This window comes from Loigolactobacillus iwatensis (assembly GCF_003950295.1).
Classification (GTDB): Bacteria; Bacillota; Bacilli; order Lactobacillales; family Lactobacillaceae; genus Loigolactobacillus; species Loigolactobacillus iwatensis.
The window spans coordinates 83,589-107,693 of sequence record NZ_RHNP01000001.1 but is presented as its reverse complement, the minus strand read 5'-3'; the positions used below and the strand labels follow the sequence as shown (position 1 = coordinate 107,693).

Sequence of the window (24,105 nt, the reverse complement as noted above, 5' to 3'; positions counted from 1 at the left end):
ATAGCGCATAAACAACGACAGCAGGAGGAAAAAGATGACGACATTAAAAACGCACAGTTTTTATTTAGCGGTACTATTAACGCTAATCTGCTCTATTTTGGGAACGTTATTAGGCGGATTGCCTTACTTAAATGTGATTGGCGCATTAGTGATCGCGTTAATTTTGGGAATGCTAATGCAACTTTATCGGCCGACCATTATCCGGGCCAGATCTGGAATTAGCTTTATTTCAAATAAATTTTTACGACTTGGTATTATTTTATTAGGGTTCAAATTGAACTTAATTGATTTGGCCCATGCAGGAGTCAAAACTATTTTATTAGCAGCCATTATTGTGACTTGCACCATCACCATTGGTTATAATATTGCCCGTAAGATGGGCGTTGAACCTCAGCTTGCAATTTTGGCCGCTAGTGGGACTGGAATTTGTGGGGCGGCCGCAATAATGGGAATCTCACCACAAATTCAGGTTTCAGCGGGTCAAGAAGAAAAAAAACGCGAAGATGAAGTTTTGGCAGTAGCGATCGTTGCTATTTTGGGAACAGTCTTCACTTTGATTGAAATTGGCATTAGGCCACTGCTCCATATGACGCCAACTCAATTTGGAGTGTTGACTGGTGGTTCACTACATGAAATTGCCCATGCAGTTGCGGCAGGTGGATCTAATGGTCCTATTAGTTTGGACACGGCAATCATTACCAAATTATCACGAGTGTTAATGTTGGCACCAGCAGCATTAATTATCGGTATCTGGTACCAAAAGAAGGTCAATCGCGGACAAAATTCGGGCCATCAGAAATTACCCGTTCCGTGGTTCATGCTTGGTTTTATTATCGCTAGTGTGATTGGAACTTTTGTACCACTTGGCACAACTACATTGGCCTGGTTGGTTAAACTGGCCTATCTGATTTTAGGCATGGCAATGGCCGCCTTGGGAATGAGCGTTAATTTCAATGTCATCTTGCATCGTGGTCGAAACGCACTAATTTCGGCTACGTTTACTTCCGTTATTTTACTAACATGCATGATTATTGTCAGCAAGTCACTATTTTAATAGGCTTGCTTGAGGCTGTGACATTTATAATTTATGTTGCAACCTCTTATTAGTATTTACCTGACTATTTTTTAGCTACGTTACCTATGACTATCTGTTGGGGCCAATAGTTGGTATGATAAGAGTGATTGTGATTTGTCCGTTAATAGTTAGGTTGACTAGTAACAGCGAGAAAGGATCTGAGTAAGATCGAACAGGAATCGTTATTTAATCAAAATGAGAAAAATCAACCATTAGCTAATCGTGTCCGACCGACTAATTTGGATAACTTTGTTGGTCAGCAGCAATTGCTTGGCCCAGGTAAGGTTCTTCGTCAGTTGATTGACCACGATCAAGTGACCTCAATGATTTTTTGGGGCCCGCCTGGTGTTGGGAAAACGACGCTGGCACGAATTATTGCTCGCCGGACCAAGGCTACTTTCATCACTTTTAGTGCGGTGACAACTGGCATTAAAGATATAAAAAAAGTGATGAAACAAGCAGACGAAAACCAGCAGTACGGCGAAAAGACAATCTTATTCCTAGATGAAATTCACCGTTTTAATAAAGCACAGCAGGACGCTTTTTTACCTTACGTTGAAAAGGGAAGTATCACCTTAATTGGTGCCACAACAGAAAATCCGTCATTTGAAATTAATTCGGCCTTGTTGTCGCGTACAAAAGTTTTTGTGCTAAAAGCATTGACGACGGCTGATATTAAGCAGTTATTGCAAAATGCGATTAATGATCCACGCGGTTTTGGCAAACAGCAGATTGAGCTTAGCGATGAAGTACTAACCATGATTGCGGACTTTGCTAACGGAGATGCCCGAACAGCACTGAATACGTTGGAAATGGCCGTTCTAAATGGCGAGCAAACTGACGATAAAACGGTGCTGACTAAGGAGGCCGTTGTGCAGATTACTGCCAAAAAATCGTTACTTTACGATAAACATGGTGAGGAACACTATAATTTAATTTCAGCCTTGCATAAATCGATGCGCAATAGTGATGTTGATGCGGCAATTTACTGGTTGGCTCGAATGTTGGAGGCCGGTGAGGATCCACTGTACGTTGCGAGACGGCTGGTTCGGTTTGCTAGTGAAGATGTAGGGATGGCCGATAGTCGAGCCTTAGAGATCACCGTTGCCGCCTTTCAAGCGTGCCAGTTTATTGGAATGCCTGAATGTACAGTTCATTTAACCCATGCAGTAACCTATTTAGCGTTAGCACCGAAATCCAACGCATTGTATACGGCGTACGAGGCCGCGAAGGATGACGCTTTACATCATTTAAGCGAGCCAGTACCGCTACAAATCCGGAATGCACCAACGAAGCTCATGAAGGACCTTGATTATGGCGCCGGTTACCAGTACGCACATGATACCAAGGATAAATTAACTACTATGCGTACAATGCCTGATTCATTGCGCGCTCGCCATTACTATCAACCAACGACCGAGGGTTCTGAGGCAAAAGTAAAACAGCGCCTAGAACAAATTAAGGCCTGGCACGCTGAACATGATGAATAAGGCGTAATTTAATATTGAATGGCAGTGGTAGGTGAATTAGTAATACTACTAAGAGTGTTTTCCAAATGCGACCTAGTTATGCATGCCGTTCATTGTTGCTAAATAACTAGTTAGAATAGGTCAATTACTGGAGACAAAATTTTTGTTTCCAGTTTTTTGTATTTTAAAGTGGGCTAACCTTAGTTGGCCTGGTTTAATGGCCTACATAATTGTCCATTTAATGATCGGTTAAGAACGCTGTTATAACAGGAAAGGCAACTAATAGTTGCGCAATTTCCAGTTTCTAGTTGCTCTAAAGCACGGAATATTTTCTTGTTATTGGAGAATTCTGTTGGCATACTGAATGTAATTTAAAGAAAGACGGGGAGAATCTTATGGCAACAGTCGTATTTGCACAACAACTTAGAAAGTTACGGAAAGAAAGGGGACTATCACAAGATAATATTGCGGCGAAACTTTATATTTCACGGCAGGCAGTTTCACGATGGGAGAGCAAGGATGCCACACCCGATTTAACCAATTTAGTTTTACTAGCCGATATCTTAGAGGTTGGATTGGATGAATTAATTTTGAGACAAGAACAAAATCAAAAGAACATGAATTCGGAGAAAGTTGAAGCCAATAATAATGATTACGTTGTTAATCCGACTACTGGAATCTATAAACATAGGCGACCAACTAATTTTTGGGAGTTTATGGCCAGTTACTGGTGGGTGATTTTTGCGATTGGCGGGTGGCTAACTTGGTTCCTACCGATAATCGTGCGCGAAATCTTTAAGGCCATTGGGTAAATTAAAAGAGGTCGGGGTATTTGAATGCCCTTCGAATAACCGTGCTGATCAATTCGATAGATATTTTGAAGATAAATAACTTTTTCAAGCACGTCTTCACTAAATTAGTCAGGAAAATATTAATAAGGGCCTTTACCAAAACGTACTAGTCTGATCGGCTTTTCAAAACGATAAAAAATTTCTTGTCACTTTTTATTGGCGGTGAATTTTAACTTTAGGGAACGAGTTAGTAAATGAAAAGTTGAATTAACAATGTTTTGAAAAAGATCACAACAAAAAAGATTGGAAATCAATCCAATCTTGCTAAACGTGTTAAAAATGATTATTTTTTTAAGATAGTTTAATTATCGTTGCGGTTACCACCGAACATTAGGACCAAACGCAACAATTGAAGGAAGGTCGATAGTGCTGCCGCCACATAAGTTAATGCCGCAGCTGTAAGGACCTTACGAACCATTGGAACTTCCTCACCGGATAAAACGCCACCTTCAGAAAGAATGGTCAAAGCGCGATGAGAAGCGTTAAATTCAACTGGTAACGTCACTAATTGAAAGAGTAACGCTAAAGAAAAAGCTGCAATACCTAGATTAATCAGTGTTTGGTTCCAACTTAGTAAAACGCCAATTAGGATAATTGGGAATGCGGCCGTTGAGCCAATATTGGCTAAAGGAACGATTGCAGTTCTAATTCGCATTGGCCAATAATTTTTCTTGTCTTGGACGGCATGACCACATTCATGGGCCGCAACGCCAATCGCGGCGACCGAGGTTGAATCAGCGGTTGCTTCGGAAAGGCTGAGTACCTTAGTTTTACCATTATAATTATCGGTTAAATTACCACTGATCTTTTGAACACCGACGTCATTAATGCCTGATTGCTGCAGAATATAGTTAGCAGCATCGGTACCAGTAACGCCACTTTGGCTGCGATATTGATCATAGCGCTTAAAAGTTCGGTTAACGTAGCTCGAAGCGGCCATTGAAATGATAAGGCCAATAATCACTAAAAAGTAGGTTGGGTCCCAGAAAAAAGGAAACATCTAATCAGCTCCATTCGTTAATCAATTACATTAGGAAGTGTCTAGAAAAAACGTTTAGACGCCGATTCGGACTTTGATTCATCCTAGTCCGATCGACATCGTCAGCGAAGTCAGTAATAATCCTCAATTGCAAAGTAGAATCTAAACACTCTCTAGTTTACGTTCGTGCGCGAAACTGGTTGCGGCACTTGGGACAAGTTATTTGAATTTTACCTTTACCCCGCGGAACGCGAATTCTCTGGTGGCAACTTTTACAGGTAAAAAAGCGGTATTGCTTGCGTTGTTGCCATTCATGGTAGTGCCGGCGAGTTGGTTTAGTCAACCAAGCTGTTCGCTGTTGAAATTTAGTGTTTTCGTGAGCGCGCTTATAAATGTTACGTGAGAAAATCCGCCAATAAGCAATGATCAGTACTAAAAGGCCAAGCAAGTTCAGCCAAACTGTGTGGACAAACATGGTCAATAGAATCAATACCAGTCCACAAGCAATTAAAAATTTATTCAAACTATCCATAATACCGTAACGGCCGCGCATAAACTGAGCGACTTTGTAAAGCCATTTTGGTGGTTGTTTCAATATAATCGGCCTCCCTTTTTGCTTAATAATGACACTATGCCAAATAAAAATTGAAAAGTCATCGGGCGAAAGAAGGAGAGTGACAAGAAACGATTAACTGTGCCTATTTTATGAGATAGTGCTTAGTCTTTGTACCGTTATCGTTGATCGTTAACTCATTTTTAATTGGACACTATTATTCGGTTACCGTCACTTGCGTTCTTGCTTGATAGTTTTGAACAATCATTTTAGCGATTGCGTTGGCAACATTGATGTTTTTTAAAATTGGGCCGTGGGAGTAGCTACCAATCGTATTTTTATACCGCATTCCCTCAACGTGATCTTCTGGATTGTTACCAAAGCCTTCGATCATTTTGCCAAGTGGCTTTAACTTATTTTTATCGTCAAAGTAGGTTCGGCCACTGTGATTTTCAAAGGCCTTAACGATTCCCCATTCAGTCTCGTATTTAGTGTCACCAATCATGCGTGCATCCGCCTTGAAAACAGTATGCAGCGGTAAAATGCCTAAACCTTTGATGGTTGTTCCATCACTTGTTTTATAGTAGTCACCGAGTAGTTGGTAGCCGCCACAAATGGCCAACATTGGTTTACCAGCTTCAATGTAGGCGCGGATTGTTTCGCCATGACGGGGAAGATCCTTAGCAACAACGGTTTGTTCAAAGTCTTGACCGCCACCAAAAAAAAGAAAATCATAATTTTTAGCGTCAAAATCTTGGGTATCAATACTAACGTTATCCACTTGGACACTAAAACCTTGTTGATTGAGTAAGTAACGCAAGACCTTAACATCGCCAGAATCACCATACGTATTCATGAGATCTTCATAAAGATAGGCAATTCTAATTGCTTCTTTATTAATATTTTCAGTCATCTTTTCACCTTATTCCAATTATCTAACTTGCTAAAATCATAGCACATACGGCGGTCCCTAGTCACGTGATTAGTGAAGTGATCTGATCCATCGTTTGTACTCATTTCTGTAGGTGCTATAACTTTAATGTGTTAAAAAAATGAATTTGGGTATCGTTTTAAGTACGTTGGTAAACTACTTTTTTCTGGCAAGATCACGGTGAACCCTGCCGTTATCAATTGAATTATTAGGTTGGATTAGCATTTATGGGGTCGCCAAATAACTTTTTTGTTGCGGCGTGGGTTGACTGATATTACCTAATAATCGGTAATAATTCTTAATTGCAGAGTAGAATCTAAACGTTTTTCAGATGCCATTTAATTTTGCCGGAAAGCTTTTTCCTGTTTAACCGCCAAGTGGGGTAAAATGAATCTAAATAAGTGAGTTAGTCTGGAGAAAGTTAATGTATTATTTTGTCAACACAAGTTTTAACCAAAAAAAGTCAGGAATTGAACACGCACAAATGAAGCGATTGGCCCTATTTAAGAATCACGGTGCTGCCGCACAAATTGTTACGCGCTTTTTTTCGTTGACTCTCCATAAGACACTGCAAGATGCTGGATTGGTAGATGCAGACATGGTTAACTTATTTGATTTTTTTCAGGATAGCTTAACTTTTAAAAAACGTTCGTTTAAACTTGCTGATCTTGCACTTAATGCCAATTTACAGGTTATCCTTAACGATGATGGTCGTAGTTACCTCGTCAAAGATGGTGCCCAGCTTGTGCAACGTATTCGGCTGCGGGCACCAGAGTATACGGACGTTGAAACAATTTGGACCTTTGACCGTTATAACAAATTAGTTAAATCACAGTGGTGGGATTGGCGCGGCTTTATGGCGTTAGAACAATGGTATGACGTTGATGGTCAAGTTACAGTTGAGCAGGTGTTTGCGCCTAGTGGTAAGCGGATTTACCAAACATTTCACACCAAGGACCAGCACGGTAAACTGGTAAATTCGTTATACCGAATTAATGATTGGCACGGTCATGAGTATTCTTTCACTGGGGAACAAGCATTAATGCGTTTTTTCTTAGATGAATTGAATAAGGCTAATGGGCAGAAAAACGTTTTTGTGGCCGACCGTGCCTTTGAGTTATCTTGGTCACTGCTAAATATGAAAACACAGGCCTTTAAACTATTACACTTACACGCCAATCATTTAAATAACCCTAATAATCCGGTGACCGCTAATCTAAATTATAATTACGAGTACGCGATTAAAAATCGCCATAGTTGGCAGGGGATCATTGTGCCTACGCAACAGCAACGGGATGATCTCATCACACGTTGGGGTGACCAAGTACCAATTTACACTTTACCGGTTGGCGTTGTTAGTCCGCAAACTTTAGCAGCGCCACCAGTGTCTTGGCGTACACGTTACGTTGGCCAAATTATTATGGTAGCGCGACTATCACCGGAAAAGCAGCAAGAAAAGGTTATTGCGGCCTTTGAACAAATTCACCAGCGCGCACCGCAAGCGCGCTTAGCATTTTGGGGATACGCTAATGGTCAAGAAGGCACGCGTTTAAGAAAATTAGTGACGGAAAAAAAGCTACGTAATTTAGTAACTTTTCACGATTACACGCGGGATATTGCTGCGGTTTATAATCAAGCACAAATTTTGGTTTTAGCGTCTCGCTCGGAAGGTTTTTCGTTGGCCATATTAGAGGCGCAGTCCCACGGCGTACCTTGTGTTTCTTTTGCGGCAAAGTACGGGCCGCAGGACTTAATTAGTAATGATGTTGACGGCTATTTAGTGCCGGTTAATGATGTCAGCGCGCTGGCTAATGCCGTGGCCGGCCTACTTAATGACGATAACAAAATGCAACAATTTAGTCATAACGCCTATTTGGCAGCAAAACGTTTCTCTGAAGATACTGTTTGGATAAAATGGCAGGTTGTTTTTCAAGCGGCGCGGCAATTCTATAAGGGGGCGTAAGTGTGTTTTATTTTGTTAATGATTACTTTGTTGCCTTGAATTCAGGAATTGAGCACGCAGAAATCAAGCGCGCTCAATTGTTTAAGCACCAAGGGGTCCCGGCTAAAATTGTTACCCAAAGTTATAATTCAATGCAGTACGCCAATAAAATGCGTTTTGGACTAAGTCAAGATCAAGTCATTAATATGTATGATTATTTTCAAGGAATAGTTGATCTAATCCCTAAGGCCAACAATCAGCCAACGATTGCGACGCTGAATTTGGCTGCCGATTACAATGTTCTACCAGGTCATAATGTGAGTCATGTTTACGATGGTGATCGCTTGGTGATGGATGTTCATTTTATGGACGGAACGGTAGGTCAATTGGGGTGTGTGGATCATTTTGATCAATTTGGGAAAAAAGTATTGCGGACGTTGTGGGATTATCGCGGGTTTAAGTCACGAGAAGAATTTTATAGTGATAATGGTGATTTAGTTGGCCGGATTACATATAATCCAGCTGGAAAACGAGTGGTTGAAGAGTATTTTGCGCTTAATAAAGATGATCAACTTTATCTAAGTTCACTTCAATTAGTGAACTATCGGCAACAGACGCTTTATTTTACTAACCATACTTCATTATTTAGTTTCTTTTTGGACGAACTTAATCGTCTAGGTGGTGACCAGGCGGCGTTTATTGCGGATCGGCCTGGTATTGCTTACGATGCTGTTTTGGCGATGCAAACTAAGGCACCCAAGTACGTTAGCATTCCAACCACCCACACGGTCAATCCAAAGGACCAAGTCAGTGCTGATTTAGCCGGGATTTATGCCAACGCACTAGTTAAACAGGTTAACCAGTTAACTGGAATAATTGTGGCCACAGAGGATCAAAAACAAGATCTACTCAGTTGGTTCGGGGGCACACACTCACCGGTGCCAGTGTTTGCTATTTCGCAAATTGTGGTGCCGGATCAGATTGTGCAGGCGGCTCCGGTACCACTGGCTAAACGGCACTACCACGAAATTATTGTTGTTGGTCATTTAACTAAAGAACGGCAAACTGATCAGGTTATAGTAGCGTTTCAACAAATTTATGAGCTAGTACCTGACGCACGATTATTGATTTATGGCTACGGTGACCAGCAAAATGCACTAACTGAACAGATTAAACAGGCTGGTCTCGAGGATGTTGTCTTTCTAAAGGGCTATCAACCAGATTTACGGCGAGTTTACGACCAGGCCTGGCTTTATATTAATACTTCTAGTGGTGACTCGCAGCCCTTAGCGTTAGGCGAAGCTTTGAGTCATGGCGTACCAGCAATTGCCTATCGATTTAATTATGGGCCGGCAGCGTTAATTCAAAATAATGTTAATGGTTATTTAATCGAAAATGATGATATTTCTAGTTTGGCCCAGCAAATGCTGCGTGTATTAACGGATGATTTACAGTGGCAAACACTGAGTCATAATGCCTATACCAGCATGGCTGACTATTCTGAAACTAACGTCATGGCCAAGTGGCAATTTATTTTTAAATAATAAGTTAAAATTGTTGCAATTATCGTGTTTTGAAAGCATGATAATTGTGAAATTAGGATTAACCAATCAACTGGAGGTGCTTGTTATGCAGATTAAGTTTGATGAAGCTTCATTGACTAAACTTCAACCACATTTGGGAACGGGGAAGAAGTTATTATTAACTTTTGAAGATGGTGTCGGGCCCTATTCACAGCACGCGATGATTCATATGCAGGTTCAGTTCACGTTAAACGTTATTAGTGATGATATGGCGACAGAAGGTTATGACCAAACGATTAGTAGCAATTTAGGCGACATTTTAGTTAAAGGCTATTCAATGGACAGTTTGGATGAAAATATGGCGGTGCATTTGAACCAAACTTTGGATACCATGTTATTGTCTGGTGATATTGGTTCAATTGATGATAATATGGGCTTTATTGATTTTACAACTGCTGATGGGGTGAAAAAGAATCCAGCACGTTAATTACTATAATTTAAACAGTGAAAGCCAGTTTGTCGCTGAAAGCTTTAATCATGAAGCCAACGGGAAACGGGCTTTTTTTTATTAACTAAGATCAGTTGCTTGATTAACTACTGGTGTAATTACCCTTTAAAATACTATAATGGAGTCACTAAAAAATTTGAAAAGGTGACAAAATGAAGCGAATGCCAGCAAAAGTAACCGTTAATGAAACGGATGCACAATTGAACCAGATAGAATCAGAAGAGTCTTTTAGTCAAAATCAATGCTTTGACACGCAGCAAGTAGATCAAGAAGAATTCGTGGGTAGTTATTTCAAAGAAGTTATTTTCAAAAATTGTGTTTTTAACGAAGTTAATTTTGTTCGTCTCAGTTTGCACAATGTTATCTTTGATCATTGTGAACTGCTGAATAGTGAATTGATTGGTGCGGGAATGCAGCGGGTTGAGTTTCAAAATTGTAAATTAACGGGTAGTAATTTTGCCGACAGTGTCTTGCAAGACTGTCTTTTCGATAATTGTAAGGCCGACTACACAAGTTTTTCTGGTGCAAAATTTAAACGGATAAACTTCCAAAACAGTAATTTAATGAGCGCCGATTTTAGTTTCTTAAATTGGCAGCAGTTAGAATTTAATGCCTGTCAGTTAACGGCAGTTAATTTTCTATCAACAGGGCTTGCTAGGCTAAAGCTAAAATCAAATCAAATTGATGGCGTGAAAGTAACGGCGCAATCGTTGGTGGGCCTAATTGTGGCGCCAGAACAAGCGGTGGATTTGCTAATGGCGATTGGGGTTAAAGTAGATTGAAATTTGCAATTCAATAATTTTTGACGATGGATATAATTCTGCGTTTATGTTGATCAAAATAGCAAAGTGTGAATTTTTGAAAATATAGGAAAAAGCGATCGATTAAAAGCTTGGTTAATATAATGATCCAGATAATCCGAACTTAAATTAACTAACATTCACTTTTGTTTATGAAAATTCGCTAAAAAGCAATTGACGGATCAACTTTTATCTGTTAAGTTAGTCGGTAATAAAATTATAAGGAGTGGATAACCGTTATGTCTAATTGGGACACAAAGTTTGCTAAACAGGGCTACACATTTGATGATGTATTATTAATTCCAGCTGAAAGTCACGTGTTACCACATGATGTTGATGTGAGCGTTCAATTAGCAAAAAATTTGAAGCTTAATGTACCAATTATGAGTGCCAGTATGGATACTGTTACAGAATCTAAAATGGCAATTGCCATGGCACGTCAAGGTGGACTTGGGGTTATTCATAAAAATATGTCGATTGAGCGTCAGGCTGACGAAGTTCGTAAGGTTAAGCGCTCAGAAAGTGGCGTTATTGTTGATCCATTTTTCTTAACGCCGGATCGACCCATTCAAGAGGCTGAGAACCTAATGAAGCGTTACCATATTAGTGGTGTACCGATTGTGGATTCGATGGAAGCTCGGCATTTAGTTGGTATTATCACCTTCCGCGATATTCGTTTTGTGACGGATTATACTGGCAGGATCGACAGTGTTATGACTAAGCAACAGTTAGTGACCGCACCAGAAGGAACGCCATTAGATGCGGCGGAACAAATTTTACAAGAACATAAAGTTGAAAAATTACCATTAGTTGATGAAGATGGTCGTCTAAGTGGTTTGATTACGATTAAAGATATTGAAAAAGTAGTGGAGTTTCCTAACGCAGCAAAGGATAAACAAGGTCGTTTGCTAGTCGCTGCAGCAGTTGGTGTAACTAGTGATACCTTTGACCGTGCTCAGGCCTTATTAGATGCAGGGGTTGATGCGATTATCATTGATACAGCCCACGGTCATTCTGCTGGTGTTATTCGTAAGATTAAAGAGATTCGTGAACAATTTTCTGATGTAACTTTGATTGCTGGAAATGTTGCCACTGCAGAAGCAACACGAGCACTTTATGACGTTGGTGTCGATGTCGTTAAAGTTGGAATTGGCCCAGGATCGATTTGTACAACACGAATCGTTGCTGGTGTCGGTGTTCCACAATTAACTGCCATTTATGATGCCGCAAGTGTTGCTCGTGAGTATGGAAAGACGATCATCGCGGATGGTGGAATTAAATATTCCGGTGACATCGTTAAGGCCTTGGCGGCAGGCGGTAATGCGGTTATGTTAGGTTCAATGTTAGCCGGCACCGATGAAGCGCCCGGCGAATTTGAAATTTATCAAGGTCGCCGCTTTAAAACATATCGTGGCATGGGTAGTATGGCCGCGATGGACAGTACTCATGGGTCATCTGATCGCTATTTCCAAGGGGATGTTAATGAAGCCAATAAGTTAGTCCCTGAGGGTATTGAGGGTCGGGTTGCCTATAAAGGTAGTTTGGCCGATATCGTTTACCAAATGGTTGGTGGCTTACGTGCTGGGATGGGCTACGTTGGTGCGGCCAATTTACAGCATTTGGCTGATGACGCCCAATTTGTTCGAATCTCTGGTGCTGGTTTACGGGAATCACACCCCCATGATGTTCAAATTACTAAAGAGGCGCCGAATTATTCAGTTCAATAATTGACATAATAGTTAAGGGAGTGTGACACGCACACTCTAGAATAATATTCGAAAATAGTAAGAGGCTAGGACTTTTGTCCCGGCCTTTTTTGAATTAAATGGTATAGAAATTCAGCGATTGAAAAAACTATAATTGATCAGGAATGTACATTTTTGTAGCAAAAATGTACACTTTAGATGACAATTCTTATTATAGAGAAAAAATGAATGGCACTAGGGTGTTTTTCAAGTATGTAAAAAAATAAATAAATAGAAGAAGGTGAGCCTATTGGCAAAACGACCCAATCGACAAAAATTATTAAAAAATAAATTAAAACATTTGCAGCAGGTTAGTGAACACAAGCAACAGGCCAAAGCTAAAGCACAGGTTGAAGAACAACAACAGGCGATGGCAAAGAATCTTGCGTTGCTGTCAGATGAGGATGAGTCTAGCCAGCCAGTAGACTCACACAACACAACAAACACTAGTTTAGCTACCGATAGAGTAAATTCAAAGGTACCTATAGCGGATACAAAAACCCCCACCCAAGTAACTCAAGAATCTGGGAAAGAAGTTTCGGAATCAGTTAAAACAGCCCCAAAAGTAATAAAAGAAGAACAAAAAGTGACTACGTCAATTGCCGATGCGAAGCCAACTGCTACAGCAACGTTATTAAAAACGGCGGGGCAAGCGGCGGATTTAGTTACCAGTCCTAAAGTGGCTTCCAGCGCAAATCCCAAAACATCTAATCTAGTGGCTGAAAGGGCAGTAAATAAACCGGCCAATCAGGTACCAAACACTAAATCTGAGTCAGCAGCTGTAACGGTCCCTAATAAAACTAGTGCCAAAATTATGGATAAAAGGAAAAATAAAAAAGGTATTTCCTGGGAAATAATTGCCCAACAGATACAACAGAGGCTTACTCAAGGAAAAATCACACAACTACCTCAGTCGCCAGTTACTGCTGCTTTATTAATGGATCTAAACCAAAATTTACCGCATAGCTTACCGCAAAGCTACCAGCAATTTTTGACTAAATTCGGCGCAATTGATGCGTTCGGCTATTTCTTTGCCGGAAAAAGTGCAAATCCAGCGGCCGATCTCGCTTATTTAAACAAGGCAGTGGCAAATAGTTTATTACCCGAGGTAACTGCCCCACGCTTATTAGTCTTTGCGGCCAGTGAACAAGGGTTCCTGGCATATGATTATCGTGAAGAGATTGCCGGTGAACCAATTATTGTTGCCGGTTCTGGTCCGGAACTGCGGCAAGTGGCGATTGATTTCAATGATCTATTAACGCAAATGTTGGGTAAATAATTTTAATATAAGAGCAGCAACAGTAAAAGTGTGCTTAATTTTTATTGAGGCTGCTTTTTTATGTGTTTATCTACAGCGACTGTGGTTAGCCCAAGGTTATAGCTACCGCTGTTAACTGCCACTTGGTATACTGAAGTGGACGGGAGGCGAGTGCTATTAACAAGAAAAAAATTAAACGTTGGCAAACTAAGTTGCAACCAGTAATTGAGCAATATCAGGCGGCTAACATCAGTCGTAATGCTGTTGTTGTTGCTTACTATGCTTTACTATCTATTTTTCCACTAATGATTTTTTTAGGTAATTTATTACCTTTACTTAATCTTAAAGTTGATGATGTGTTGAAGTACATCAAGGTGTTGGTGCCCACTAGCATCTATCACAATCTATTACCCCTAATTAAATCCTTTTTGACAAATGGTAACGGTGGTCTGCTGTCGATTGGTGCATTGGTTACACTTTGGTCTGCCAGTAAAGGAATCGTTAATTTACGAAAAAGCGTTAACGATGTTTACGGAATTAAAACTCCGCAAAATGCTTTAATCAGTCGAATAATTTCCGTTTTGTTGACGTTGGTTTTTATTTTGGTCATGATGGCACTTGTTTTGGCCTTTGGGTTTGGTCAAGATATTTTAAATTATATAGTCCCGCGCCTACAGTTACCACCAGTGATTCTGCAGCTCTTTGCCCAGTTAAGGTTGCCAGTAGCAGGAATAATGTTATTAATTCTATTGATGCTACTTTTATACATGATACCCAATGCTAAATTACATTTTCGCTGTATTTTGCCAGGTGCAATTTTGACTGCGGCCGGCTGGCTAATTTTGGCGCAATTTTTTGCTATTTACGTGCGTTACTTTGCCAGTTCAGTCACTAGTTATGGTGCAATTGGGGCCTTTATTATTCTGATGTTTTGGTTAGATTTTATTGCACAGATTTTACTACTTAGTTCGTTTGTTAACCGTCTAACTGAAGAATATTTTTATGGTGAAATCAAACCCAGTAAGGGAAAGGTACGTGATTTCATTGAAAATAGGCAACAAAAAAAAGATTCTAAGCCATCAGCTTAATGGCTTGAATCTTTTTTTGATCAAAAAACTAGAGTGTACCGCAGAAACTATCTTTTTAAATACGTTCAAGTCAATTTAGTGACAGAACACTTGAAAAAATAGTTTTATTAATAATCGATAATTAAGCTATTCTAGTAGCGCTTTTGCGTTTCTTGTAAAACTTCTAAGCGCTGAAAATATTCTTGCTGCGAAATATGGCCAGCAGCAAATTCCTGCTCAAGGATTTCACGGGCCGTTGTTGGTCGTTCTTGATGAATTTCTTGCCGAACAGTTTCACGTCTACGATTGAAGGCGATGACAGTGATGATGACGCCTAGCACTACCAAAAGTGTGAGCCAGCCAAAAGCGCCCGTACCATTATCCATCATATGTCCAAAGCCGCCAGTCACCAAACTTGTACATTGCGTCATCATTATCAAGACCTCGCTTTCTTTAATACCATTGTAACCCTTATCAATCACTTTAGACGAGCATTTTACTTAAAATTTAAGAATTAATTTAAGAGTCAAGCTTTATTAACAAGATTAGATTAAAAACAAATTTTTCAATCTAGTCTTGTTAGGCGGTAATTTTGTTCCGGCATTAAATTATGTTAAGGTAACGATATTATTAATGAAGTAAAAAAGGAGATTACTATGTTTGAACCAACAAAAAAGCACCGGACAGCAAAAGAAGTAGAAGAATTATTACCTAAAGAAGTTATCAATTTAATTTGGAATACGTTAAGTGACTTTCGTAAACAAAAGAAGTTAGTGCAATCTCCTCTGGCCGTTGCCTTCAGTGATGATTTTGATGCGACAACTATCTACATTCTTATCTTACAAAATAACGCTGGATTAGCCGAAGAAGTCAAGCTAGATTATTCGGGTAACAAAGATTTTCTGGGCAAGGGAACGATCTTAATCGTTAGCGATAAAGCTAAAACAATTTCGATGACGATTAGTGAAGCAAATAAGCAGGATAAAAAGACCAAATAGTTACCCACTTGCTCAGAAATCGTGAGTGGTTAGCTGTATTAATTTTTAAATTGTGGACTAAGTTGTACTTGGAAAACTAATTTTTGTGTTTGATTATGACCACAAGATCCTCTGCTATGCAAATAGTTGGTCGATGCTAGAGACTTGAGAACCTTTTCAGAATTATTGTTCAAAATTCGAATACTTCTTTAAAACGGTCTTTAAGGTGGCTTAAAATCAACTGACTAATTGGCATTTTTTAACTATCCAATCTTTCAGTTCAACCGGGTTCACAGGAACGTTTAAGAAGAGATTGACTTGTTCTACAAAAGCGCTATATTAATGACAAATAGTTCATTTTGATTAGATTGTATTTCAAACTATTTTGAACCGCTTTTTTCTAGCAGTTTAGTAAAAATGTGTTTCAGTAGTTGGTGTTTTGGAGAATACTTTCTGTTTCGATATGGCTTTTTTGGTGTTTAATTAAGAGCGTGTGTGAATAAAATTTTTAAAGGCGTTCGTAATAGAGGGATCTGGGAAATATGGCAAAAGAGATTAAAACGACAGCGCCAGATACAATGAATCAATTGGCAGCTGTTGAGCCTAGTGCTGTTTATAAAAAACTTGGTGTTGATCAGGCCGGTTTAACTACTGCAGCAGCGGCTAAGCGACAACAAAAATACGGTAAAAATCTAATTGAAAAATCCGCGAAAGAACCACTGATAAAAACTTTTTTAAGTAATTTTACTAGTGTAATGGCCATCTTGTTATGGGTAGGCGGCCTAATTGCGATTATTGCCCATATGCTTGAGCTTGGGATTGCTATTTGGTTAGTTAATGTAATTAATGGCGTTTTTAGCTTTTGGCAAGAATTTCAGGCTGGAAAAGCAACAGAAGCATTAAGCCAAATGCTACCAGCGCACGCTCGTGTTTTGCGTGATGGCAAACAAAGCGAAATTTTGGCGGAAGATTTGGTTCCTGGCGATACGATCTACGTTGAAGAGGGGGATAATATCTCCGCCGACGCGCGCTTAATTCAAACAACTAATATGAAAGTTGACCAATCAACTTTGACAGGTGAATCGGCGGCCGTTTCGAAGCGCGCTGCTTCCGTTAGTAAATTAAATGTTGGTCACGCAGAATTAAGTAATATGATTTTTGCCGGGACTTCAGTCTCTAGCGGAAGTGCCACGGCCGTGGTTCTTTCCACTGGGATGAAATCTGATTTTGGTAAAATTGCCCGCTTAACTCAGTCGGTGGGTAATGTTGAAAGCCCGTTGGAAAAAGAACTAGACCGTTTAACGCGCCAAATTTCACTTATTGCAATTTCATTAGGGGTCTTTTTCTTCATCGCGGCCGTCTTTTTTGTTCATTATCCGTGGGCACAAGCATTTATATTTGCACTGGGAATGATCGTTGCGTTTATTCCTGAAGGATTGCTGCCTACTGTGACGCTGTCGCTAGCAATGGCGGTTAATCGAATGGCCAAAAAGCACGCGTTGGTTAAGCAATTGTCTAGTGTTGAAACATTGGGTGAGACATCGGTAATTTGTTCAGATAAAACTGGTACGCTAACGCAAAATCAGATGACGGTTAGTCATTTGTGGCTGCCTAAAGAAGAACTGGAAGTTACCGGACTTGGGTACGCACCAAAAGGTAAGATTATTTCTAAGTCGGATGCACAATTTGATGTGACAAAAGATCCAGATGCACAGCAACTTTTACGTGGTGCGGCTCTAGCAAGTAATGCGCGTGTAGTGCCACCGTCACCAAAAAACGATAATTATATTGTTTTAGGGGACCCTACAGAGGCTTGTTTGACGGTCGTTGCTGAAAAAGCGGGACTGGACCTGACGATGGAGGCCAAAAAAACACCACGAATAAAAGAATTACCGTTTGATTCGGTTCGAAAACGAATGACGACCATTCATAGTAATGGTGCTCAGAATTTGACTTACACAAAGGGGGCACCTAACGAGGTTGTTGCTTTATGTAAGAAAATGCAAGTTAACGGAAAGGTTGTTCCATTAACAGCAGAAGATCGTGAAAGAATTATGCAGGCAAATGACAATTATGCTAAAGAAGGTTTACGTGTTCTAGCAATTGCTTATAGTGATTTACCTGCCGATCAAGATTTAGATGCTGCCACGATTGAAACTGTTGAAAAAGATTTAACTTTTGTTGGCTTGACCGTGATGCTTGATCCACCACGACCAGAGGTTAAGGCGGCCGTTGAAGAGTGTCACCGGGCAAATATTCAAATTATCATGGTTACAGGTGATTATGGATTAACTGCCAAGAGCATTGCTCAAAAGATTGGCATTGTCCAAGGGGATGATGTCCGCGTTGTGACTGGCCAAGAGTTAAAGACGATGACCGATCAAGAATTAAAAGCAGCTTTAAGTGGTCAGATTATTTTTGCCCGAATGGCACCTGAACAAAAGTTCCGGGTAGTTTCAATGTTGCAAACAATGCAGAAAATTGTTGCCGTAACTGGTGATGGTGTTAACGATGCACCAGCCCTAAAGAAGGCCGATATCGGGATTGCAATGGGTGTGACTGGCACTGACGTTGCTAAAGAAGCAGCAGATATGATTCTAACTGATGATAATTTTGCATCGATTGTCCGTGCGATTGAAGAAGGACGGACAGTCTTCAATAATATTAAGAAATTTTTATTGTATATTTTAAATAGCAATATGCCAGAAGCAACACCCTCCGCCGTTTTTCTATTTTCGCGAGGTGCAATTCCACTACCATTAACGGTTATGCAGATTTTGTCCGTCGATTTAGGTACTGACATGTTACCGGCGCTAGGTCTTGGTACTGAACAGGCCGAAGCTGGTATAATGGATCAGCCGCCCCGTTCGCAAAATGAGAAGCTGCTTAACAAAGGAATTATCTTTAAGGCGTTCTTCTGGTATGGTTTAGTTGCCGCAATTATTTCTTTCGGTGCTTACCTATACGTTAATTTTGCCTATGGCTATGGTCTGACCAATTTAGCAACTCACGGTGTTGTTTATCAAGAAGCGACTACCATGACGTTAGCGGCAATTGTTTTCTGCCAAATCGCGGCGGCAATTAATTGTCGAACGATTAATGAATCAGTCTTTAAGGTTGGAATCTTTAGTAATCACCGGGTACTTTTTGGGATTGTTTTTGAGATTGTTCTATTAGCTTGCTTAATTTACGTACCATTTTTACAAGGTGTTTTTAATACAGCACCGTTGCAATTACATGAATGGGTTTTCTTGGTCATCATTCCAATACCGTTAATCTTGATTGAGGAAATTCGTAAATGGGTGGTACGCCGCCGAAAGGCCAGAGCATGATTTAAAACGTCAAACCGGCTTAGCTACCCCTAGTTTTTACGTTTGGTCAATTTTAAAATTATGAATTGCTATTGCTTTAATTAATTGTTAAACGGATACGATTTTGTTCTAACTTACAGAAAATAATTGACGGTTACCTTAATCTATGCTATTCTCATCATAATTTAATAATATCTGATGTGAACGTGATTAGGTTAGTAGCAATTTATCTCGGTGTTTAGAGAATTGACGAATGGTGCAAGTCAAGCAGGATAACTTTGCGAATTATACGTTCAGAATCAATTGGCTTTTAGTCATTAATATTTTGAGTGCAGCAAGTTATTTTGTTGAAATTGGGTGGTACCACGCAAAGGCGTCCCTGTTATCGTAATTGATAATGGGGACGTTTTTTAGTTTAAATAGTGGTTTGGTAATTAATTAGGATCTTTTTAAACTATTCAAGTGGGCAATTTGGCTATTGAAAGGGGTGACAATTGTGGTAACGATCGTTATTAGTGGTTTAGGACTTATCGGCGGTTCGCTTGCGTTAAACATTAAAGAAGGGGTGGCGGGGGCCTATCTGATCGGTTTGGATAAAAATCAGGCAAGCCTAACCTACGCAAAAAATACCGGCGTGATTGATGAAATTGGAACGGATTTAGCCTTAGTAGCGCCACGTGCCGATATTATTATTTTGGCCACTCCAGTAACCGCAATTGAAGCCGCATTTAAAACTTTGGCCAAGTGTCAATTAAAGCCAGGGGTCATTATTACAGATACAGGTAGTACTAAGCGGCAAGTTATCCTGGCGGCGCAGGTCCTTTGTGAGCAAGGAGTGACTGTGATCGGCGGGCACCCAATGGCTGGTTCACATAAATCTGGTGTTAGGGCGGCCGACCGGGATCTATTCCGTAGCGCGTATTATTTCTTAGTTCCAGCGCGTGCAAATCTTGAAGCACCACTGCAGCAGTTAAAGGAAATATTGGCACCGACACACGCTAAATTTCTTCAAATCACACCGGTTGAACACGATCATGTTGTTGGAGTGCTGAGCCATTTACCGCATATGTTGGCGGCAACTTTGGTTAACGAAACAACTAGTCAGTTTAAGGATTCACCGACGGCCTTACGCTTAGCAGCTGGTGGTTTTAAGGATATGACGCGAATTGCTTCGTCGGATCCTGAGATGTGGGCTGATATCTTACTGACAAACGATCAAACCGTGCGTGGTTTATTGGCCGATTACATAAAGCGGCTAAAGCAATTAGAGCAAGCAATCGCAGTTCAAGACAAGGCAGCCCTATTGGCCTATTTTCAAACGGCAAAAGTGACACGTGATTCAATAACACCACAAAGGGCAGGAGCAATTCCAGGTTTTTACGACTTATTTGTTAATATTCCTGATCGTGCAGGTGCCATTGCGCAAGTAACTGGGCAGTTAGCGGCAGGTGGACTACAATTAGTTAATTTACAAATTTTGGAAACACGTGAAGAGATTAATGGTATCTTACAATTAACCTTTGCTAGTGAAGCGGCAAAAGAAAAAGCGACAACAATCTTGGCGGCAATTTCGATTGCGGAAGTCCGAGCGTAAAGGGGAGCGACAACAATGTTAACAGCAATTTTAATTGGTTTCATGGGTACGGGGAAAACAACGGTGGGCAATGTTTTAGCAAATAATACACAACAGCGGCAGATTGATTTAGATGATGAGATTGTTTCGACCGCTGGCAAATCAATTAAGCAAGTCTTTGCCGAAGATGGTGAAGCTGCTTTTCGTCAGTTGGAAACGACGGTCTTAAAAACGGCATTTAAACGTAACGGCGTTTTATCAACTGGAGGCGGTGTGATTGAATCTGAGACCAATCGGGCTGTTCTGGAAGCAACTGAGATTCCGATTATTTTTCTTAAGACTTTGCCAACTGTAATTCTTGAGCGACTAACCGGTGAAGATGCAGCCGTTCGCCCGCTTGTGGGGCAACTGGGGCCAGCTGGATTGACCGCGTTATGGAAAAAACGTGAACCATTGTATGAAAGCGTTTCTGATTTAACAATACTAACTGATGAGCTTACACCTGAAGAAGTTAGTGAAAAGATTGAAACCTTCCTTGCGCAGAAATCGGCAGTGGAATAAGTGATTTTATCGGTAACATAAAAAGGAGGGGAAGTGGGACAAAAGTCGCTTTTGGGTTTACTGCGTAACGTAAGCCAATTCAATAACCGTACTATGGTTATTGAATTGGCTGTAGTCGTGTTTGAAAAAACAGATTCCTGCGGTTAGCTACAACAGCCAAATCACCTTTTTCAAAGGTAATTCGTCTGTTTAGGCTAATCCTCAGAATCTAATCGTTTTTTCAAACACTTCCGTTAGGCACGTGAACCCAGACTTTTGGCGCACGTTCTAGAGTAACGTTCAGAAACAATGAGAGGCTAGGACAAAAGCCGAATTTGGCGCGTGTTCTAGAATAACGCCCAGAGAAAAGCAAGCGGCTAGGATTTTTGTCCTAGTCGCTTGTTTTTTGAATTTTTTAAATATAGTAGTACTAGTCGGTAATTTCAAACCGCGATAGACGTTCATGGTCAATTGGTAGAACGTTGGCCTTAATTTTTGTACCCGTTTCAGTGTAGGTTTGTTCAACGATACTAGTATTTTCATTAAGGTAGTCAACCCATTTACCAGCAGCAAATGGAATTAAGAACGTGACTTGCTGCATATCAGCAAAGAGGGTGGCGGTAATCATCTTAGTCAGTAATTTTAAGGAAGCCGGATCATTTGCTGCGTAAACTAGGTTATGCTCACCATTTTGCAGTGGATAGCGCGTATCTTTTCGTAGATCGGCCTTATTGTAGGCGTAGATCATTGGAATATCCGTGACCCCCATTTCATTCAAGGTCTTTTCAGTCACTTTGATCATTTCTTCATAGTGCGGATCAGAAAAATCGATAACTTGAATGAGCAAGTCAGCCTGGGCAGCCTCAGCCAACGTTGAGCGAAAAGCTTTAATTAATTGAGTTGGTAATTTGTTAATGAAACCAACTGTATCGCTCAAAAGAAACTTCTTTTTGTCTGGCAGATTGATTTCACGAACACTGGTGTCCAAGGTAGCAAAAAGCATATCTTTTTCAAAAACTTGTTTGGTTTCTTGTTCGTCAAATAAGCGAAGTAATCCATTTAAGGTAGTTGACTTACCAGCGTTAGTGTAGCCAACAAGTGCCACCGTTGGAATCGTTGTTTTATCCCGCTGTTTGCGCATTGTTTGTTGCGCGGTTTCCATTGTTTTTAATTCGTGATTGAGGTGCGTAATTTGATTCTTAATTGTTCGTTGATTTAATTCCAGCTTAGTTTCACCACTACCACGATTAGCAAAGCCTGGGCCACCGCCTTGCTGCATGAGATTGGCTTGTTCACCAGCTCGTAAGCGAGGTAACTCGTAGCGTAGACGAGCGATTTGAACCTGCATTTTGGCCTCTTTAGATTTTGCTCGATTGGCGAAAATAGCCAAAATTAGCCGCGTTCGATCCATGAGAATTAGCTTGCCTAATCCCTTTTCTAAATTACGGATCTGTGAAGGGGTTAGCTCATCATTTAGTACGAGAACAGTCGCCTCATTTTCTTCAGCAAGCTGGCGGATTTCATCAATTTTACCAATACCAAAATACGTTGCGGCAATTGGTTTATCAAGATTTTGGTTAACCGTGGCAACAACGGTCATGTTGTTAGCCTTGGCCAATTCCGTGAGTTCCGTCATGTCGTAATCAAAACTATCTTGTTGTTGGCTAACACCGCCAACAATGACTTTGGTCAAATTCATTTCTTGCATAAAATTCCTTCCTGAAATTTCTTATTATTCGAAATCTCATTACCCACAAATTAAAGCGTGACTTAATTTAAAATGGCCGAACTTAATAATAAGTTCAATTAAAAAGTCATAAGTAATTTGCTGCTTAATTGTCTAAGCAAAATTTACGTTTAGGGAGTGTTTGAAAAAGCAGAGAATCCCATCTTTAAGAGCATGTTTGGCCAAAATGGGCAGAACAACTTTAATGAAGGTGGTTTTCAAACACATACTAGAGAGGTTACTTAATATAAAATGCACTATATTTCATGGTTGGGATACTCCTTTAAAAAATAACTGGCACGATTACTGTCGTTATTTTTAGCCGATTTACTAACAACTGAATTGTACCATGTTGCCGATTGTTTGCCAATTAAGCGTCTGGCAATGATTAAGCGCAACATTAAGCGCGCTTAAATCATACTTTTGAAGTCGCTTCATTAGTGATAATTAAAATTGTCGGAATGAAAACGCCATTATGGACATATTTTATCCTTGACATTCTAAAAAATGCGAGTAGGATATACTTTTGTAAATAACGGAATGAACGTTCATTCCTAAACGGATTCCGATTGCTAAAATTGTTACTTACATAAGTGATTTTCTAATCAATTTACGTTGTTTTTAGTTGGAAAGACAGTTAGGTGAAAAACAAAAACTCTGAAGAAGGTGAAGTTGTGACGGCAAAACCGCTTGAAAAACGCCGTTTGATTTTAAAAAGGGCATTAGCATTATTTGCCAAAAAGGGATATGAAGTCACAACTGTCCCTGAAATTGCGACGGCGGCGGATGTTGGTGTTGGGACGATTTATCGTTACTTCAAAAGTAAAAATGCAATTTTTAATGAATTGTACCAAAGCATTATTACAACTTTAACGTTGGCTTTGCGGAAATATTATCCGGTTACTGGTACGACCAAAATGCGCTTTGACGCCATTTATAAAACTGGCATTCGCCTCATTCGCCACCATGTCCAAGAAGTTTACTTCATTAACAACCACGTTTTTAATGACGCGCTGGATCAAACGAGTGTTACTGCTAGGGAGGACTTGGCTCAGTTTGTTCGTCAATTTATTTTAGATGGGCAGGCCGATGGTACATTTAAAAAAAGTGATCCTGATGTTTTAATTTCAATTTTGTATGGTTCACTAATCTTCACAATTGAGTTTTTGTTGAGTACCCGCCAACTCAAAAATGTAGATCTAGAAAAAATCTTTGCTGAACTGCAGGAAAGCTGCTGGGATGCATTTGCAAAGAAATAAATTTGGGTAGAAAGAGAT

At 40.1% G+C, this 24,105-nt stretch carries 20 protein-coding genes; 15 read left to right on the top strand and 5 right to left on the bottom strand.

Annotation, left to right across the window (positions count from 1 at the left end; translation table 11 throughout):
- Nucleotides 1-34 precede the first annotated feature (34 nt).
- The 3 genes from EKM98_RS00505 (at nt 35) to EKM98_RS00495 (ending at nt 3,356) form a co-directional block, all read left to right on the top strand.
- Nucleotides 35-1,054, top strand: coding sequence for a YeiH family protein (locus EKM98_RS00505; protein WP_125979693.1), 1,020 nt, complete (start codon nt 35-37; stop codon nt 1,052-1,054).
- A gap of 188 nt (nt 1,055-1,242) precedes the next feature.
- Entirely contained in the window at nt 1,243-2,565 is a 1,323-nt protein-coding gene (locus EKM98_RS00500; protein ID WP_125979691.1) for a replication-associated recombination protein A, read from the top strand.
- 374 nt (nt 2,566-2,939) lie between these two features.
- The gene (locus EKM98_RS00495; protein WP_125979689.1) at nt 2,940-3,356 is read left to right on the top strand and encodes a helix-turn-helix domain-containing protein; all 417 of its coding nucleotides are present in this window, start codon (nt 2,940-2,942) and stop codon (nt 3,354-3,356) included.
- A 340-nt stretch (nt 3,357-3,696) separates the two neighbouring features.
- Here EKM98_RS00495 and EKM98_RS00490 read toward each other — a convergent pair whose 3' ends face one another.
- The 3 genes from EKM98_RS00490 to EKM98_RS00480 all read right to left on the bottom strand — a co-directional run bounded on the left by EKM98_RS00490 (nt 3,697) and on the right by EKM98_RS00480 (nt 5,840).
- Nucleotides 3,697-4,395 carry a zinc metallopeptidase gene (locus EKM98_RS00490; RefSeq protein ID WP_125979687.1) on the bottom strand — a complete coding sequence of 233 codons (699 nt, stop codon included), beginning with the start codon at nt 4,393-4,395 and terminating at the stop codon, nt 3,697-3,699.
- 157 nt (nt 4,396-4,552) lie between these two features.
- Nucleotides 4,553-4,969, bottom strand: coding sequence for a hypothetical protein (locus EKM98_RS00485; protein WP_125979685.1), 417 nt, complete (start codon nt 4,967-4,969; stop codon nt 4,553-4,555).
- A 175-nt stretch (nt 4,970-5,144) separates the two neighbouring features.
- A complete protein-coding gene (locus EKM98_RS00480; protein ID WP_125979683.1) occupies nt 5,145-5,840 on the bottom strand; it encodes a type 1 glutamine amidotransferase in 696 nt (231 codons plus the stop codon).
- Nucleotides 5,841-6,282: 442 nt separating this feature from the next.
- On the opposite strand from EKM98_RS00480, the gene EKM98_RS00475 reads away from it, so the two are divergent.
- The 7 genes from EKM98_RS00475 (at nt 6,283) to EKM98_RS00445 (ending at nt 14,722) form a co-directional block, all read left to right on the top strand.
- On the top strand, nt 6,283-7,821 hold the full coding sequence (locus EKM98_RS00475; protein WP_125979682.1) for a glycosyltransferase: 1,539 nt from the start codon (nt 6,283-6,285) through the stop codon (nt 7,819-7,821).
- A gap of 2 nt (nt 7,822-7,823) precedes the next feature.
- Nucleotides 7,824-9,344, top strand: a complete 1,521-nt coding sequence (locus tag EKM98_RS00470; protein ID WP_125979680.1) for a glycosyltransferase — start codon at nt 7,824-7,826, stop codon at nt 9,342-9,344.
- Nucleotides 9,345-9,429: 85 nt separating this feature from the next.
- Nucleotides 9,430-9,810: an iron-sulfur cluster biosynthesis family protein gene (locus tag EKM98_RS00465; RefSeq protein WP_125979678.1), complete on the top strand. Its 381-nt coding sequence runs from the start codon at nt 9,430-9,432 to the stop codon at nt 9,808-9,810.
- Between the two features lie 173 nt (nt 9,811-9,983).
- Entirely contained in the window at nt 9,984-10,613 is a 630-nt protein-coding gene (locus EKM98_RS00460; protein ID WP_125979677.1) for a pentapeptide repeat-containing protein, read from the top strand.
- A 257-nt stretch (nt 10,614-10,870) separates the two neighbouring features.
- Nucleotides 10,871-12,358 carry an IMP dehydrogenase gene (guaB, locus tag EKM98_RS00455; RefSeq protein WP_125979675.1) on the top strand — a complete coding sequence of 496 codons (1,488 nt, stop codon included), beginning with the start codon at nt 10,871-10,873 and terminating at the stop codon, nt 12,356-12,358.
- A gap of 268 nt (nt 12,359-12,626) precedes the next feature.
- Complete coding sequence (locus tag EKM98_RS00450) at nt 12,627-13,655, top strand: SMI1/KNR4 family protein (RefSeq protein WP_125979673.1); 1,029 nt, start codon at nt 12,627-12,629, stop codon at nt 13,653-13,655.
- 191 nt (nt 13,656-13,846) lie between these two features.
- Entirely contained in the window at nt 13,847-14,722 is an 876-nt protein-coding gene (locus EKM98_RS00445; RefSeq protein ID WP_225418495.1) for a YihY/virulence factor BrkB family protein, read from the top strand.
- A 131-nt stretch (nt 14,723-14,853) separates the two neighbouring features.
- On the opposite strand, the gene EKM98_RS00440 is transcribed toward EKM98_RS00445, so the two are convergent.
- Entirely contained in the window at nt 14,854-15,135 is a 282-nt protein-coding gene (locus tag EKM98_RS00440; protein WP_125979672.1) for a hypothetical protein, read from the bottom strand.
- A gap of 222 nt (nt 15,136-15,357) precedes the next feature.
- Between EKM98_RS00440 and EKM98_RS00435 the strand changes: the two genes are divergently transcribed.
- The 4 genes from EKM98_RS00435 (at nt 15,358) to EKM98_RS00420 (ending at nt 21,123) form a co-directional block, all read left to right on the top strand.
- Nucleotides 15,358-15,699: a hypothetical protein gene (locus EKM98_RS00435; RefSeq protein WP_125979670.1), complete on the top strand. Its 342-nt coding sequence runs from the start codon at nt 15,358-15,360 to the stop codon at nt 15,697-15,699.
- 533 nt (nt 15,700-16,232) lie between these two features.
- On the top strand, nt 16,233-19,010 hold the full coding sequence (locus EKM98_RS00430) for a cation-translocating P-type ATPase (protein WP_404802931.1): 2,778 nt from the start codon (nt 16,233-16,235) through the stop codon (nt 19,008-19,010).
- Nucleotides 19,011-19,485: 475 nt separating this feature from the next.
- Nucleotides 19,486-20,583, top strand: coding sequence for a prephenate dehydrogenase (locus EKM98_RS00425; protein WP_125979668.1), 1,098 nt, complete (start codon nt 19,486-19,488; stop codon nt 20,581-20,583).
- Between the two features lie 15 nt (nt 20,584-20,598).
- Nucleotides 20,599-21,123: a shikimate kinase gene (locus EKM98_RS00420; RefSeq protein WP_125979667.1), complete on the top strand. Its 525-nt coding sequence runs from the start codon at nt 20,599-20,601 to the stop codon at nt 21,121-21,123.
- Nucleotides 21,124-21,532: 409 nt separating this feature from the next.
- Here EKM98_RS00420 and hflX read toward each other — a convergent pair whose 3' ends face one another.
- Nucleotides 21,533-22,810, bottom strand: a complete 1,278-nt coding sequence (gene hflX, locus EKM98_RS00415) for a GTPase HflX (RefSeq protein WP_125979665.1) — start codon at nt 22,808-22,810, stop codon at nt 21,533-21,535.
- 659 nt (nt 22,811-23,469) lie between these two features.
- On the opposite strand from hflX, the gene EKM98_RS00410 reads away from it, so the two are divergent.
- The gene (locus EKM98_RS00410) at nt 23,470-24,087 is read left to right on the top strand and encodes a TetR/AcrR family transcriptional regulator (RefSeq protein ID WP_125979663.1); all 618 of its coding nucleotides are present in this window, start codon (nt 23,470-23,472) and stop codon (nt 24,085-24,087) included.
- Nucleotides 24,088-24,105 lie beyond the last annotated feature (18 nt).